The organism is Pseudomonas sp. GW101-3H06, from assembly GCF_059424605.1.
In genome coordinates this window covers 4,330,818-4,343,349 of record NZ_JBWKZO010000001.1, presented here as the reverse complement: position 1 = coordinate 4,343,349, position 12,532 = coordinate 4,330,818, and the positions used below count along the sequence as shown (strand labels likewise).

At 61.3% G+C, this 12,532-nt stretch carries 12 protein-coding genes and 1 pseudogene; 8 read left to right on the top strand and 5 right to left on the bottom strand.

What is annotated here, in order from left to right; all coding sequences use genetic code 11:
• Nucleotides 1-50 precede the first annotated feature (50 nt).
• The 3 genes and pseudogenes from AC07ZE_RS19850 to AC07ZE_RS19840 all read right to left on the bottom strand — a co-directional run.
• Nucleotides 51-1,727, bottom strand: coding sequence for an MFS transporter (locus tag AC07ZE_RS19850; protein WP_207266308.1), 1,677 nt, complete (start codon nucleotides 1,725-1,727; stop codon nucleotides 51-53).
• A 316-nt stretch (nucleotides 1,728-2,043) separates the two neighbouring features.
• Nucleotides 2,044-2,799 (bottom strand): methyl-accepting chemotaxis protein, encoded by a 756-nt coding sequence (locus AC07ZE_RS19845; RefSeq protein ID WP_404940897.1) that lies wholly within the window; start codon nucleotides 2,797-2,799, stop codon nucleotides 2,044-2,046.
• Nucleotides 2,800-2,901: 102 nt separating this feature from the next.
• Nucleotides 2,902-3,972 (bottom strand): annotated as a pseudogene (locus AC07ZE_RS19840) (PDC sensor domain-containing protein); the annotation flags it as partial.
• Between the two features lie 458 nt (nucleotides 3,973-4,430).
• Here AC07ZE_RS19840 and AC07ZE_RS19835 point away from each other — a divergent pair.
• Nucleotides 4,431-5,747, top strand: a complete 1,317-nt coding sequence (locus AC07ZE_RS19835) for a Na+/H+ antiporter family protein (protein ID WP_207266306.1) — start codon at nucleotides 4,431-4,433, stop codon at nucleotides 5,745-5,747.
• Between the two features lie 129 nt (nucleotides 5,748-5,876).
• The gene (gene ctpM, locus AC07ZE_RS19830) at nucleotides 5,877-7,559 is read left to right on the top strand and encodes a methyl-accepting chemotaxis protein CtpM (protein ID WP_207266305.1); all 1,683 of its coding nucleotides are present in this window, start codon (nucleotides 5,877-5,879) and stop codon (nucleotides 7,557-7,559) included.
• Between the two features lie 121 nt (nucleotides 7,560-7,680).
• Here ctpM and AC07ZE_RS19825 read toward each other — a convergent pair whose 3' ends face one another.
• Complete coding sequence (locus tag AC07ZE_RS19825) at nucleotides 7,681-8,616, bottom strand: LysR family transcriptional regulator (RefSeq protein WP_207266304.1); 936 nt, start codon at nucleotides 8,614-8,616, stop codon at nucleotides 7,681-7,683.
• 174 nt (nucleotides 8,617-8,790) lie between these two features.
• Between AC07ZE_RS19825 and AC07ZE_RS19820 the strand changes: the two genes are divergently transcribed.
• From AC07ZE_RS19820 to AC07ZE_RS19810, 3 genes are all read left to right on the top strand, one after another.
• A complete protein-coding gene (locus AC07ZE_RS19820) occupies nucleotides 8,791-9,285 on the top strand; it encodes a DMT family transporter (RefSeq protein WP_207266303.1) in 495 nt (164 codons plus the stop codon).
• The gene (locus AC07ZE_RS19815; protein WP_207266302.1) at nucleotides 9,285-9,737 is read left to right on the top strand and encodes a DMT family transporter; all 453 of its coding nucleotides are present in this window, start codon (nucleotides 9,285-9,287) and stop codon (nucleotides 9,735-9,737) included. The genes AC07ZE_RS19820 and AC07ZE_RS19815 overlap by 1 nt, the downstream gene beginning before the upstream one ends.
• A 66-nt stretch (nucleotides 9,738-9,803) precedes the next feature.
• Nucleotides 9,804-9,965 carry a metallothionein gene (locus tag AC07ZE_RS19810; RefSeq protein ID WP_207266301.1) on the top strand — a complete coding sequence of 54 codons (162 nt, stop codon included), beginning with the start codon at nucleotides 9,804-9,806 and terminating at the stop codon, nucleotides 9,963-9,965.
• A 61-nt stretch (nucleotides 9,966-10,026) separates the two neighbouring features.
• Here AC07ZE_RS19810 and AC07ZE_RS19805 read toward each other — a convergent pair whose 3' ends face one another.
• On the bottom strand, nucleotides 10,027-10,254 hold the full coding sequence (locus AC07ZE_RS19805) for a DUF6555 family protein (protein ID WP_207266300.1): 228 nt from the start codon (nucleotides 10,252-10,254) through the stop codon (nucleotides 10,027-10,029).
• 147 nt (nucleotides 10,255-10,401) lie between these two features.
• On the opposite strand from AC07ZE_RS19805, the gene AC07ZE_RS19800 reads away from it, so the two are divergent.
• The 3 genes from AC07ZE_RS19800 (at nucleotide 10,402) to AC07ZE_RS19790 (ending at nucleotide 12,432) form a co-directional block, all read left to right on the top strand.
• The gene (locus tag AC07ZE_RS19800) at nucleotides 10,402-11,178 is read left to right on the top strand and encodes an AraC family transcriptional regulator (RefSeq protein WP_207266299.1); all 777 of its coding nucleotides are present in this window, start codon (nucleotides 10,402-10,404) and stop codon (nucleotides 11,176-11,178) included.
• Between the two features lie 95 nt (nucleotides 11,179-11,273).
• On the top strand, nucleotides 11,274-11,447 hold the full coding sequence (locus tag AC07ZE_RS19795; RefSeq protein ID WP_137807539.1) for a DUF1427 family protein: 174 nt from the start codon (nucleotides 11,274-11,276) through the stop codon (nucleotides 11,445-11,447).
• A gap of 28 nt (nucleotides 11,448-11,475) precedes the next feature.
• Nucleotides 11,476-12,432 (top strand): quinone oxidoreductase family protein, encoded by a 957-nt coding sequence (locus AC07ZE_RS19790; protein ID WP_207266298.1) that lies wholly within the window; start codon nucleotides 11,476-11,478, stop codon nucleotides 12,430-12,432.
• The last annotated feature ends 100 nt before the right edge of the window (nucleotides 12,433-12,532 follow it).

Below are 12,532 nucleotides of genomic sequence, written 5' to 3'. Positions count from 1 at the left end.
GTGGGAGCGATCCTGCTCGCTCCCACAGGGGTTTTGTTTGTCCCTGAACCCTACGTGTGATGAATCTCCCGATCCTTGGTTTCCGGCATGAAGAAGATTCCCAGGACTGCCGTCATCACCGCGATGACAATCGGGTACCACAGCCCGTAGTAGATATCCCCCGTGGCTGCGACCATGGCGAACGCCACCGTCGGCAGGAACCCGCCGAACCAGCCGTTACCGATGTGGTAGGGCAGTGACATCGAGGTGTAGCGGATGCGTGCCGGGAACAGTTCCACCAGCCAGGCGGCGATCGGGCCGTATACCATGGTTACGTAGATCACCAGGATCGTCAGGAGCAGCAGCACCATCGGATAGTTGGTCTTGGCCGGGTCGGCCTTCTCGGGGTAACCGGCCTCCTTGAGAGCGGTGGCGAGGGTGGCGGTGAACGCGTCGCTCTGCGCCTTGAAGTCGGCGGCCGGCATGCCGGTGCCTTCGAAACTCGTGATCACTTTCTCGCCGACACGGACCTGGGCCACGGTGCCCGGTTCGGCGTTCACGTTCTCATAGGGGATGGCCCGCTTCGCCAGGATGGTCTTGGCCAGGTCGCAGGAACTGGTGAATCTGGCTTTGCCCACCGGGTCGAACTGGAACGAACATTGGCCGGGATCGGCAATCACCGTGACCGGGTTCTTCTCCTGGGCGGCGAACACGTCAGGGTTACCGTATTGGGTCAGTGCAGTGAAGATCGGGAAGTAGGTCAACGCCGCCAGAATACAACCGGCCATGATGATGCCCTTGCGGCCGATGCGGTCGGACAGGCTGCCGAAGATGACGAAGAACGGCGTGCCGATCAGCAGCGAACCGGCAATCAGCAAGTTGGCGGTCTGCGCGTCGATCTTCAGCGTCTGCAACAGGAAGAACAGCGCATAGAACTGCCCGGTGTACCAGACCACCGCTTGGCCGGCGGTGCCGCCGAGCAGGGCCATGATCACGATCTTCAGGTTCTCCCAGCGGGCGAAGGACTCGGTCAGCGGCGCTTTGGAATGCTTGCCTTCGGCCTTCATTTTCATGAACACCGGTGACTCACTCAGTTGCAGGCGGATGTACACCGAAATGACCAGCAGCAAAATCGACAACAGGAACGGAATCCGCCAGCCCCAGGCTTCGAAGGCTTCATTACCCAGCGCGGTGCGACAGGCGAGGATCACCAGCAGTGAGAGAAAGAGGCCGAGGGTTGCAGTGGTTTGAATCCATGAGGTGAAGTAACCGCGCTTGCCCTTTGGTGCATGCTCGGCCACGTAGGTTGCCGCACCGCCGTATTCACCCCCCAGCGCCAGTCCTTGCAACAGTCGCAGGGTGATCAGGATGATTGGCGCTGCCACGCCGATGGTCGCATAGCCGGGCAGGAAGCCCACCACCGCCGTGGAGATACCCATGATCACGATGGTGATGAGGAAGGTGTGTTTGCGTCCGATCATGTCGCCCAACCGGCCGAACACAATGGCCCCGAAGGGGCGGACGGCGAAGCCCGCGGCAAACGCGAGCAGGGCGAAGATGAAGGAAGTGGTCTCGTTGACGCCGGCGAAGAAGTGCTTGGCGATGATCGCGGCGAGGGAGCCGTACAGGTAGAAGTCGTACCATTCGAACACGGTGCCCAGGGACGAGGCGAATATGACCTTGCGCTCCTCCCTGGTGATCCCGCGGTTGGGCGCGCTGCCCGTGGTTGCATTGTCGATTGCCGCCATGATTTTTTCTCCGTTGTTCTTGTGTAAGGCCGGAGTACCTTCAATGTTGTTGCCGCACCCTGGCCCTGGGGCTGATGTCATCGGACTACGGATTGCGCGAAGCGTGGACACGAACAGACGGCCTCGCATCGCTGCAAGGTTTCATCAAGCATAATCGGCTTTGCACAGATATCCACTCGCCATCATGTGGATGAACAGACACAAGGCCTTGTGGGAGCGAGCCTGCTCGCGAAAGCGGCGATACATTCAACATAAATGTGTCTGATCCACCGCCTTCGCGAGCAGGCTCGCTCCCACAGGTTTTTTGCAGGCAGGGTTACACGCGGAACTGATCCATCAGGCGCTGTTGTTGATTGGCCAGGCTATTGAGCGATTGACTCACCCGCGCCGACTCATTGGCCTGCCCCGACAGCGACTCGGTCACGTCGCGAATGGTCGCCACGTTATTGTTAATCTCCTCGGCCACCGCGCTTTGCTCTTCGGCGGCGCTGGCGATCTGCAGGTTCATGTCGCTGATGACAGTCACCGCATCGCCGATCTGCCGCAGCGCCGTTACGGCCTGGCCGACCTGCTCGACGCTGCCCTGGGCCTGGCGATGGCTGTTGCCCATTGAACCCACCACATCCTGGGTGCCGCTTTGCAGTTGTTCGATCACCAGGCGGGTTTCTTCCACCGATTCCTGAGTGCGCCGTGCCAGATTGCGCACCTCATCGGCCACCACGGCAAAACCGCGCCCGGCCTCACCGGCACGGGCCGCTTCGATCGCCGCGTTGAGCGCCAGCAGGTTGGTCTGTTCGGCGATGGCGCGGATCACTTCCAGAACCGAACCGATCTTTTCGCTGTTGGCGGCCAGGCCTTCGACCTGGACCATCGCCGCACTCATGTCGGCGGCGAGGTTGTCGATGCTGGCGGTGGTGCGATCGATCACGGTCAGCCCCTGGCGGGTCGCCTGATCCGCGTCCCGCGCGGCCTGGGCCGCCTGGGCGGCGCTACGGGCGACGTCCTGGGCGGTGGCGCTCATTTCGTGGGAGGCGGTCGCGACCTGATCCACCTGACGATATTGCTGCTCCATGCCGGCACTGGTCTGGGTGGCGATGGCGGAGGACTGGTCCGCGGTGCTGCGGGCGTCCTGCACCGAGCGTTTGACCTCGGCGATGATCGGTTGCAGCTTGTCGAGGAAACGGTTGAACCAGCCAGCCAACTGACCCAGTTCATCCTGTTTGTCGTAGGCCAGGCGGCGGGTCAGGTCGCCTTCGCCGCTGGCGATGTCTTCGAGCATGTGCGCCACACCGAGGATCGGCCGGGTCACACTGCGCGCCATCAGCCACACCAGCAGCAGGCCGATCAACGCGGCCAGCACACCCAGGCCGAGCTCGGTCAGGGTGCCGGCGGTGTTGCTTTCATCCAGTTGTTTTTTCAGCGCATCGGCCGGGCCGACCAGCACCTTCTCCGGCACATCGAGTAACACGCCCCAGGCCTTGCCGTCCGGTATCGGCTGGAACGGCGCCAGCACCTTGAGCTGCTGATCGCTGTGCAGGCTGGAAATCTTTCCGCTGGTGGCCAGCATGCGCATCAGCTCGGCACCGGTGCGCGGGTCCACGGCTTCCAGGCGCTGGCTGAGTTTGCTGGCGTCCGGGCTGTAGCCGGCGAGCAAGCCGGCGGGGCTGACAATGCTGACGCTGGTCTGGCCGTCATAGAGCTTCTTGCTCGCGCTCTGGCTGATCGCTTGCAGGCTGTTGAGGTTGATGTCCACCGACAGCGAAGCGATGACCTTGCCGTTGACCATCAGCGGGAAGACGATGCTGGTCATCAGCACGTTCTGGCCATTGATCACATAGAAGTAGGGTTCGATCACGCAAGGCTTGAGGCGGGTGCGCGGGCAGGTGAACCAGGCATTGGCCGGTTCGCCGCTGGGGCCGGTGCTGGTGTCGGCCATGTCTTTTTCCGGCAACGGCATGGCGGTCAGCTGGCCCGGCGTCGGTTGCGACCAATACAAGGCAAAGCGTCCCTTTTCATTGCTGCCGATGTCGCTTTGGCCGGCGAACAACTCGTCTTTGCCGTCCAGCCCGTTGGGTTCGAACACCAGGGACAGGCCGAGCAGTTCCGGGTTGGCTTGCAGTGCCGACTTGACCTGGCGGGTCAGGTCTTCGCGCAGGTCAAAGGCATCGAGGAAGCGCTTCTCGGCCTGGTCGCGCAGGAACAGTACCTGCCGTGAAAAGCCATGGCCATATTGATAGGCGTCCATGAACTGCTGGCGAATCCCCAGCGCCTGGTTTTCACCCTGGGATTCGATCCGCGCCTGGGCGGCTTCGGTCAGCATCTCCATGCTCGAGGCTTTCACCAGCTCGGAGCTGTGCTCCATGCGATACAGCGAAAGACCCACCAGCAGGGTAACGATGCCTGCCAGGCACAGCCCGGCCAGCAGGGTGATTTTCCATTGAATGGAAAGTTGTCCGAGCGACATGGAGACGTCCTTTATTCGATAAATATCTGACACTTTGCACTGTAGCGGCCAAAAAGCAGCGTTCTTGAGCCGCAAGCGGCAAGCCTCCAATGAAATGCGTAAAAGCTTGTCGCTTGAGGCTTGCAGCTCGAAGCGGCTTCAGTCACAGTGCGCGCCCTCTAATAAAACCAATCCCTGATCCGCTGGCAGCTCTCGCAGACTGCCGGACGGAGTCTTTCCGTTTGTCTCGAGGTAGTGAAATGAATGCAGTGATTGCCGCGGTCGGCATCATGCTGATACTCAGTCTGTCCCGCGTGCATGTGGTCATCGCGCTGATCGTCGGTGCACTGGTGGGTGGCCTGACCGGTGGCCTGGGCATCGACGCGACGCTCAAGGCTTTCAACAGCGGCCTCGGGGGAGGGGCGACGGTCGCCTTGTCCTACGCGATGCTCGGTGCTTTCGCCGTGGCCATTGCCAAGTCCGGCCTGGCCCATGCCCTGGCCGACAGGGCTCTGGCGATGGTCGATCGCCAGCACGCCACCGGTGGCCGCCAGGTCAAATGGCTACTGATCGGCCTGCTCTGGGTGGTGGCCATTGCCTCGCAAAACATCTTGCCGATCCATATCGCTTTCATTCCGTTGCTGGTGCCGCCGCTTTTATACGTGCTGACCAAGCTGCAGCTGGACCGCCGGTTGATCGCCTGTGTCATCACCTTCGGCCTGATCACCCCGTATATGTTCCTGCCAGTAGGTTTCGGCAATATCTTCCTCAATGAAATCCTGCTGGCCAACGTCGCCCGCGGCGGCGTGGACATCAGCGGCATCAACGTCACCCACGCCATGGGCATCCCGGCGCTGGGCATGTTGTTCGGGCTCGGGGTGGCGTTTATCAGCTACCGTAAAAAGCGTGTCTACGACCTGGAAAAGATCGAGCAAGTGGAACAGGTGGCGGTGCAGTACAACCCGTTGAGCCTGATGGTGGCGGGCCTGGCCATTGCGGCGGCGTTCATCATTCAGTTGCTGCTGGACTCGATGATTATCGGCGCGCTGGCCGGGTTCCTGATTTTCTCGGTGTCGGGCATCGTCAAGTGGCGTGACACCGATGACCTGTTCACCGAAGGCATGAAGATGATGGCGATGATCGGCTTCATCATGATTGCCGCTTCCGGATTCGGCGAAGTGATCAAGGCCACCGGGCAAGTGCAGACACTGGTCGAAACCTCCGCTGCGTGGATCGGCCACAGCAAAGCCGTGGGTGCCTTGCTGATGCTGCTGGTCGGTCTGCTGGTGACCATGGGCATCGGCTCGTCATTTTCCACGGTGCCGATCCTGGCGGTGATTTTTGTGCCGTTGTGTGTGCAACTGGGCTTCAGTCCGATCGCCATCGTGTGCATCGTCGGCACCGCCGGCGCCTTGGGTGACGCCGGTTCGCCGGCCTCGGATTCGACCCTGGGTCCGACCTCCGGCCTGAACATCGACGGCCAGCATCACCACATCTGGGATACCGTGGTCCCGACCTTCCTGCACTACAACCTGCCGTTGCTGGCGTTTGGCTGGTTGGCCGCGATGGTCCTCTAAAACACCGCTTACCCTGTGGGAGCGGGCTTGCTCGCTCCCACATTGAGTGGGTGGTGACCATCATTCAACTTTTGTGCTGACGTGCCGTTAAAGCCTTTACCCACGCCAATAAAATCAAGAGTGAACGTCATGCGCATGAGCCTGAAGGCCAAAGTCCTGTCCCTTGCCGTCCTGCCGGTGCTGCTCTTTGCGCTGGTCATCAGCCTGACCACATTGTTCATCCTGCAGGGCCAGGCCCGGCAGGAAGTCGAGGAAACCCGCGAGCGCCTGCTCAGCGATGCCAAGGCCACCCTGCAAAGTTATGTTGCCGTGGCCATGACCACGATCAAGCCACTGTACGACGCTGCCGCCCAAGGCGATGACGCGGCGCGGACCCAGGCGATCAAGTTGTTGTCGAGCATCAGCTACGGCAAGGACGGCTATTTCTTCGGCTACGACTCCAACACCGTGCGCCTGTTCAAGGCTAACAGCCCCGAGGGCGTGGGCCAGAGCTTCAAGGACAACCGTGATCCCAACGGCGTCTACGTCAACCGCGATTTGGTGAAAGTCGCCAAGGACGGTACGCATTACCTGCAATACAGCTCGCCGCTACCGGGCAACAATCAGGTGCTGGTGCCCAAGCTCGGCTACACCGAATACCTGCCGAAGTGGGACATGGCGGTCGGTACCTCGGTCAACCTCGACGGTATCGAGGCGCAAGTGGCTGTGGTCCAAGCCAAGGTCCAGGAGCGCATGCAAGGCGTGGTGCTGAGCATTGTCGGCGTGGCGGTGGTGGTGCTGTTGCTGATTGCCGCAGCGGGGATGCTGTTGGCCAACACCATCCTGCGTCCGCTGAACCTGATGAAAAACAACCTCGACGACATTGCGGCGGGCGAAGGCGACCTGACCCGTCGACTGGCCATCACCAGTCAGGATGAGTTGGGCGAGCTGGCCGGTTCGTTCAACCGTTTTGTCGACAAGATCCATGGCCTGGTGCGCCAGATCACTGAAATGACCTCGCAACTGACCGGGCTGGTGAATCAGGTCTCCGACCAGGCCCAGCGTTCGGACCAGGCCATGGAGCGCCAGCGTCACGAAACCGATCAGGTTGCCACGGCGATCAATGAAATGTCGGCTGCCGCCCAGGAAGTGGCCAAGAGCGCACAAAACGCCGCGGTGGCCGCGCAGCAGACCGATGAAGAAGGCCAGGCCGCCAAGCGCGTGGTGGCTGGCAGCATCGTGAAGATTCATGCGCTGGTGGATGACATACGCAGCAGCGGTGTGTCTCTGGACAGCCTGCAAAAAGACGTGTCGTCGATTGTCAGTGTACTGGGGGTGATCCGCTCGATTGCCGAACAGACCAACCTGCTGGCGCTCAACGCGGCCATCGAAGCGGCCCGGGCCGGTGAGGCCGGACGTGGTTTTGCGGTGGTGGCCGATGAGGTGCGGGCGCTGGCCAGTCGCACGCAAATCAGCACCCAGGAAATCCAGGGCATGATCGACCGCTTGCAGGCCGGTACCCAGTCGGCGGTGGAAGCCATGCGCCGCTCCAGTGAGGCCGGTGACGGCACTTCGGTCCAGGCCAACGAAGCGGGCGCATCCCTGGACACCATGGCGCAGTTGATCGCCACCATCAATTCGATGAACGCGCAGATCGCCAGTGCCGCCGAAGAACAGACTGCCGTGGCCGAAGAGATCAACCGCAGCGTGCATCAGATCGCGGTGGCGGTGGATAACGTGGCGGGTGAGACCCAATTGGGGGCGCAGACATCGCGCAGCCTGGCGGATCTCGGACAACGGCTGGGCAACCTGGTCGGGCAGTTCCGTATCTGACGGACACCGTAGAGCCTGTGGGAGTGAGCCTGCTCGCGAAGACGTCGGCACATTCAGCATCAATGTGACAGAGAGACCGCTTTCGCGAGCAGGCTCGCTCCCACAGGTGACCAGGCAGTGATTACTGCCTGTCCCAGTACGGCACCTCGCCAAAACACTCGACAAAAAAATCAATCACCGTCCGCACCTTCACTGACAGGCGTCGGCTCCCGGGCCAGAGTACGGCGATCTGTTGCGGCTCAAGGCTGTTCGACACCTGATAGTTCCCCAGCACCGGCACCAGCGTGCCGTTGCGCACCGCTTCCCCTATCAGCCATGACGGAAACATTACCAGCCCAAGGCCCTGTTCAGCGGCCTGGGTCAGGGTGTCGGCGTGGTTGCCGGTGATCGGTCCCTTCACCGAACAAGGCGTCCAAGGCTGCTGGTCTTTGCGGAAGAACCAGCGCTGTTGGCCGGTGACGCCCTTGTAGGCCAGGCACTGGTGGGACGCCAGGTCAGCGGGATGTTGCGGCGTGCCGTGTCGCTCAAGGTAAGCCGGGCTCGCCGCTACCTGAAAGCGATGGGGGGCCAGGATCCGCGCCTGCATGCTGGAATCGTGCAGCGGCCCGATGCGAAACAGCAGGTCGGCGCCTTCCTGCAAGGGGTCGATGTAACTGTCGGTCTGCTGGATATCCAATTGCAGTTTCGGGTAACGCGCGCATAACTGCCCCAGCCACGGCGTCAGGTGCCGTTGACCGAACACCACCGGCGCATTGATCCGCACCAGGCCGCTGGGTTCGCTTTGCTGTTCCTGCAGGGCCTGTTCGGCTTCCTCCAGTTGCACCAGCACCAGCCGCGCATGGTGACCGAGCATGCGGCCCGCCTCGGTGGGCGTGACGGCGCGGGTGTGACGGTAGAGCAATTGCTGGCTCAGAGCCTGTTCCATCAGCTGGATTTGTCGAGAAATGGAAGAGGGCGCCAGGCCTTCGCGGCGGGCGACTTCGGAAAAGCTGCCGTGGTCGAGCACTGCGACAAACAGCCGAAGCGCCTTGAATCCCAGTTCGTTGAAGCCCTGCATGTTCCATCCTGCTGTGCGAATTGCGCAAAAGTGTTGTCAGGATGCTCCCATTTATCGCAAAGCACCGCCACCCGATAATTGCGGGAGCCCCGTGGCGAGGGGATCAATCCCCTCGCCACATGGCCCACTCCCACAGAGTTCGTGTTTTATCTGATGAACGGCAGGTGTTTCCTTATGCAATCTTCTTCAATCGACAACGTTAGCGTGACTGCAACGCCCACGACCAAACCCGGGTTACGGCTAGTGCTGTTGCCCCTGGTCATCCTGGCCGGCATGGGCCTTTCCGTGGAAGCCGGGCTGCTGGGGCCTCTTGGCGTTCAGGTCGGGCATTTGTGGGCGACCTTGAGCATCTTCGGCGTCGGCTCGGCGATTCTGTTTCTGCTGTTGCTGTTCAGCGGCCCGCAGCGGGGGCCGGCCCTGAGTGAACTGCCGCGCTGGCAATTGATCGGCGGCTTTCTCGGGCCGATCTACGTGGTGGTGCTGACGCTGGCCACGCCGCACATCGGCATTGCCATGACCATGATCGCGATCCTGTCCGGGCAGGTCGGCAAAAGCGTGCTGATCGACCACTTCGGCTGGTTCGGCGCTCCCCGCAAACAGGTCAATGCGCAGCGCTGGCTGGCCTTGCTGCTGATTGTCGCGGCACTTGTTCTGATTGCTCGGGGTTGATGATGAGTCTGATTATTTTGTTGGTGGTGGTCGTGGCGGCCGGTGCCGTGCTGAGTGTGCAAGCCGCCATCAACGGGCGTCTGGGTGAAACGGTTGGCGTGCTGCGCAGCAGTTTGCTGACGTTCGTGGTCGGGGCGGTGAGCACCGGGTTGCTGATTGTATTTTTTGAACCGGCCCATGCCATGAGCCTGCTGGATGTGCCGAAGTGGCAACTCAGCGGCGCGCTGTTTGGTGTCGTCTACATGATGGTGATGGTGGGCGCGGTGCCACGGATAGGGACGGCGGTGGCGACGGTGGCGGTGATCGTCGGGCAGTTGGGGATGGGGATGTTGATTGATAATTTTGGCTGGCTGGGCAATCCGGCAATCGAATTGTCCGGTAGTCGGGTACTGGCAATGATGCTGCTGGGATTGGCACTGGTGTTCATGTATCGCAGCAGCAGTCGGGCCTGACTCCTACACTGGTTAGACGGGTTGTTTGTCCAACCCGCGACGACCACCACAAAAGGAGTCCGCTCCATGACCGACGACCGTAAGTGTGACTGTCCGAAATGTAACTGCAAGCTTGGCGAGCATCCGATCGTGCGTCACGGCAAACACTATTGCTGTGAAGCCTGCGCCAAACACCATGAGCACGGTGAGGAGTGTGCCCATCAAGGCTGCAAGTGCGCCCATGGTTGATAGCGATCGCGCATTGAAAAAGTGGAGCCTGATCGGGCTCCGCTTTGAGTTTCAAAAGGCCTCAATTCGCTGGCCGCCACCTGACGTTTTCCACGCCGAATTTCTCTGCCATCGGCTTGCTGGTCTTCTGCACCTTTTCCCGGCCAAAGCGCGGAATCCGGCCGACCCCCGCATCGCAACTGGCCCAATGCCAGGCTTCGGCGTTGTCCATTTTATCCAGTCGGATAATGAACGACTTGGGCACGCCGTGAAGGGTGTATTCGATGACGAAAAGTTTTGCGCTGTTCATATGGCCCGTATTCCTCCCTGTTGTACATAAACGGATCGCAGGCCACACGGAAAATTCATTCGGATTGTCAGAAGGTTGCGCGCTCTGGCGGGGTGCCTGGTGTCTGGTTAACATAGAGCCTTGCGCCAACCCCAATGATCATAGCCCATGGCCCTTGCCGCTCCACCGGATCTGAGTGACACCGATGTGCCCGTGCAACCGCTGGCGCGAACTTATCCGCGCGGGCTGTTCATCGAGCCGCATGAGCATGTCTGGGGGCAATTGCTGTATGCGATGAGCGGGGTGATGTGGGTCGAGACGCCCCATGAGGCGCTGGTGGTGCCGCCGCAGCGAGCGGTGTGGTTGCCGCCGGGCGTGTCCCATGCCATCCGGGTGGTGTCAGACCTGCAGATGCGCAACATCTATCTTCGACCCTCCCTGGCGGCAACGCTCGATGACAGCGTGCAAGTGATCGAAGTCGGCGGGTTGTTGCGCGAGTTGATCGTCAGCCTGGTGGAGCAGGGCGACGACGGTGCCCCGCAGTATTACGAAGCCTTGGTGGGGCTGGCATTGCTGGAGCTCAAGCGTTCCCGGCGCTCGCTGATGAAAATCCCGCTGCCGGACGATTCCGACCGGCGCCTGATGAACTTGTGCCAGGCGGTCATGACCCAGCCATCCCTGGACATTCCTTTCGAACAACACGCGGAAAACGCCGGCGCCAGCGTGCGTACCCTGGCGCGGCTGTTCAAGGATGGTCTGGGCATGGGCTTTGCCGAATGGCGGCGGCAGGTGCAACTGGCGACGGCGACGGCCGAATTGATCCAGGGTGTGCCGGTCAGTGCGATTGCCCGGGAGTTGGGCTATTCCCCCAGCAGTTTCAGCGACATGTTCCGCCGGGAACTGGGTGTCGCGCCTTCGCAGTTTTCCTCGCACCAAAACCTGTAATTCGCGTTTGGCCGAAATTCAGAAGCACTTGGCCGATGCTCGCCGTCACGGATCCCTAGACTTTGGGCATACCTCAATTGCCCCCGGAGTCTGCCATGAGCTACTTCATTTCACTGGTTATCGGCCTGGGCGTCGGCCTGCTCTACGGTGCCCTGGATTTCCGTTCTCCCGCACCACCGGCCATCGCGCTGATAGGGCTGCTCGGCATGCTGGCCGGCGAAAAAATCTGGCCGATGGGCCGGCAGCTGGTGGCTGGCTGGATCTCCTGAATCCCTTTATTTACTGGATGAAAACATCATGAAAGCGTTGCAGTTCGACAAAACCGGCGATCTCTCGGCCCTGCGCTATGTCGAGGTACCCACCCCCGTTCCCGGCGCCGATGAAGTGCTGGTCGAGATCAAGGCCGCCGGGCTCAACCCCAGCGATGTGAAGAACGTGCTGGGCCGCTTTCCCTACACCACCCTGCCGCGGATTCCCGGTCGCGATTTTGCCGGCATCGTCGTTGAAGGCCCGCAAGCGCTGCTCGGTCAACAGGTGTGGGGCACTGGCCGTGAACTGGGTTTTTTCGCCGATGGCTCCCATGCGCAGTTCGTCAAACTGCCGGCCGCGGGTGTCGCAATCAAGCCCACTCACCTGAGTTTTGCCCAGGCCGCCAGTCTCGGTGTGCCTTACACCACGGCGTGGGACGCGCTGGAACGTAGTCAGGTGACGGCACAAACCCGCTTGCTGGTGATCGGCGGCGGGGCGGTGGGCAGTGCCGCGCTGGCATTGGCGAAAGTGCGCGGTGCCCAGGTGCTGGCGGCGGCGCGGCGACCGGAGCAAGTCAAGGACTTGCAGGCCCAGGGTTATCAGACACTGCAACTGGACAAGCCCGAAGACTTGGGCGCACAGGTCAATGCCGTGTTCACGGGCGGCGCTGACGTGATTTTCGACACCACCGGCTTTTGGTTGCCGGCCTCCGTCGCGGCGTTGGCCACGTTCGGGCGCATTGCCATTATCGCCGCGCCGGTGGACGGCATGGTGCAGTTGTCGGCACTGGCGTTGTATCGCAAGGGCGGATCGGTAGTGGGGATCAACTCGTTGCTGTACGGCGTGCAAGCCTGCGCGGCCATGCTGGATCAGTTCGGCCAATTCTTCGATCAGGATTTGTTACCGTTGCCGCAAGGACTGTTCGAGTCGCCGTTGGCCGAAGGCCTGGAGCGTTATGTGGAAGTGAATCAGGGCAGCGGCGACAAAGTGATTCTATTGCCGTAACCCTGATCTATAGAGGAGCGAGCCTGCTCGCGAAAGCGCAGTGTCATTCAACGTTGATGTGCCTGACTCACCGCTTTCGCGAGCAAGCCCGCTCCCACAG

Excerpts from the sequence above, each read along its gene's own strand:
- AC07ZE_RS19815 (WP_207266302.1), top strand. The coding sequence starts at position 9,285 with ATGATGAGTCTGATTATTTTGTTGGTGGTGGTCGTGGCGGCCGGTGCC.
- AC07ZE_RS19820 (WP_207266303.1), top strand. The coding sequence starts at position 8,791 with ATGCAATCTTCTTCAATCGACAACGTTAGCGTGACTGCAACGCCCACG.
- AC07ZE_RS19825 (WP_207266304.1), bottom strand. The coding sequence starts at position 8,616 with ATGCAGGGCTTCAACGAACTGGGATTCAAGGCGCTTCGGCTGTTTGTC.
- AC07ZE_RS19795 (WP_137807539.1), top strand. The coding sequence starts at position 11,274 with ATGAGCTACTTCATTTCACTGGTTATCGGCCTGGGCGTCGGCCTGCTC.
- ctpM (WP_207266305.1), top strand. The coding sequence starts at position 5,877 with ATGCGCATGAGCCTGAAGGCCAAAGTCCTGTCCCTTGCCGTCCTGCCG.
- AC07ZE_RS19805 (WP_207266300.1), bottom strand. The coding sequence starts at position 10,254 with ATGAACAGCGCAAAACTTTTCGTCATCGAATACACCCTTCACGGCGTG.
- AC07ZE_RS19810 (WP_207266301.1), top strand. The coding sequence starts at position 9,804 with ATGACCGACGACCGTAAGTGTGACTGTCCGAAATGTAACTGCAAGCTT.
- AC07ZE_RS19835 (WP_207266306.1), top strand. The coding sequence starts at position 4,431 with ATGAATGCAGTGATTGCCGCGGTCGGCATCATGCTGATACTCAGTCTG.
- AC07ZE_RS19800 (WP_207266299.1), top strand. The coding sequence starts at position 10,402 with ATGGCCCTTGCCGCTCCACCGGATCTGAGTGACACCGATGTGCCCGTG.
- AC07ZE_RS19790 (WP_207266298.1), top strand. The coding sequence starts at position 11,476 with ATGAAAGCGTTGCAGTTCGACAAAACCGGCGATCTCTCGGCCCTGCGC.
- AC07ZE_RS19850 (WP_207266308.1), bottom strand. The coding sequence starts at position 1,727 with ATGGCGGCAATCGACAATGCAACCACGGGCAGCGCGCCCAACCGCGGG.
- AC07ZE_RS19845 (WP_404940897.1), bottom strand. The coding sequence starts at position 2,799 with ATGGAGCAGCAATATCGTCAGGTGGATCAGGTCGCGACCGCCTCCCAC.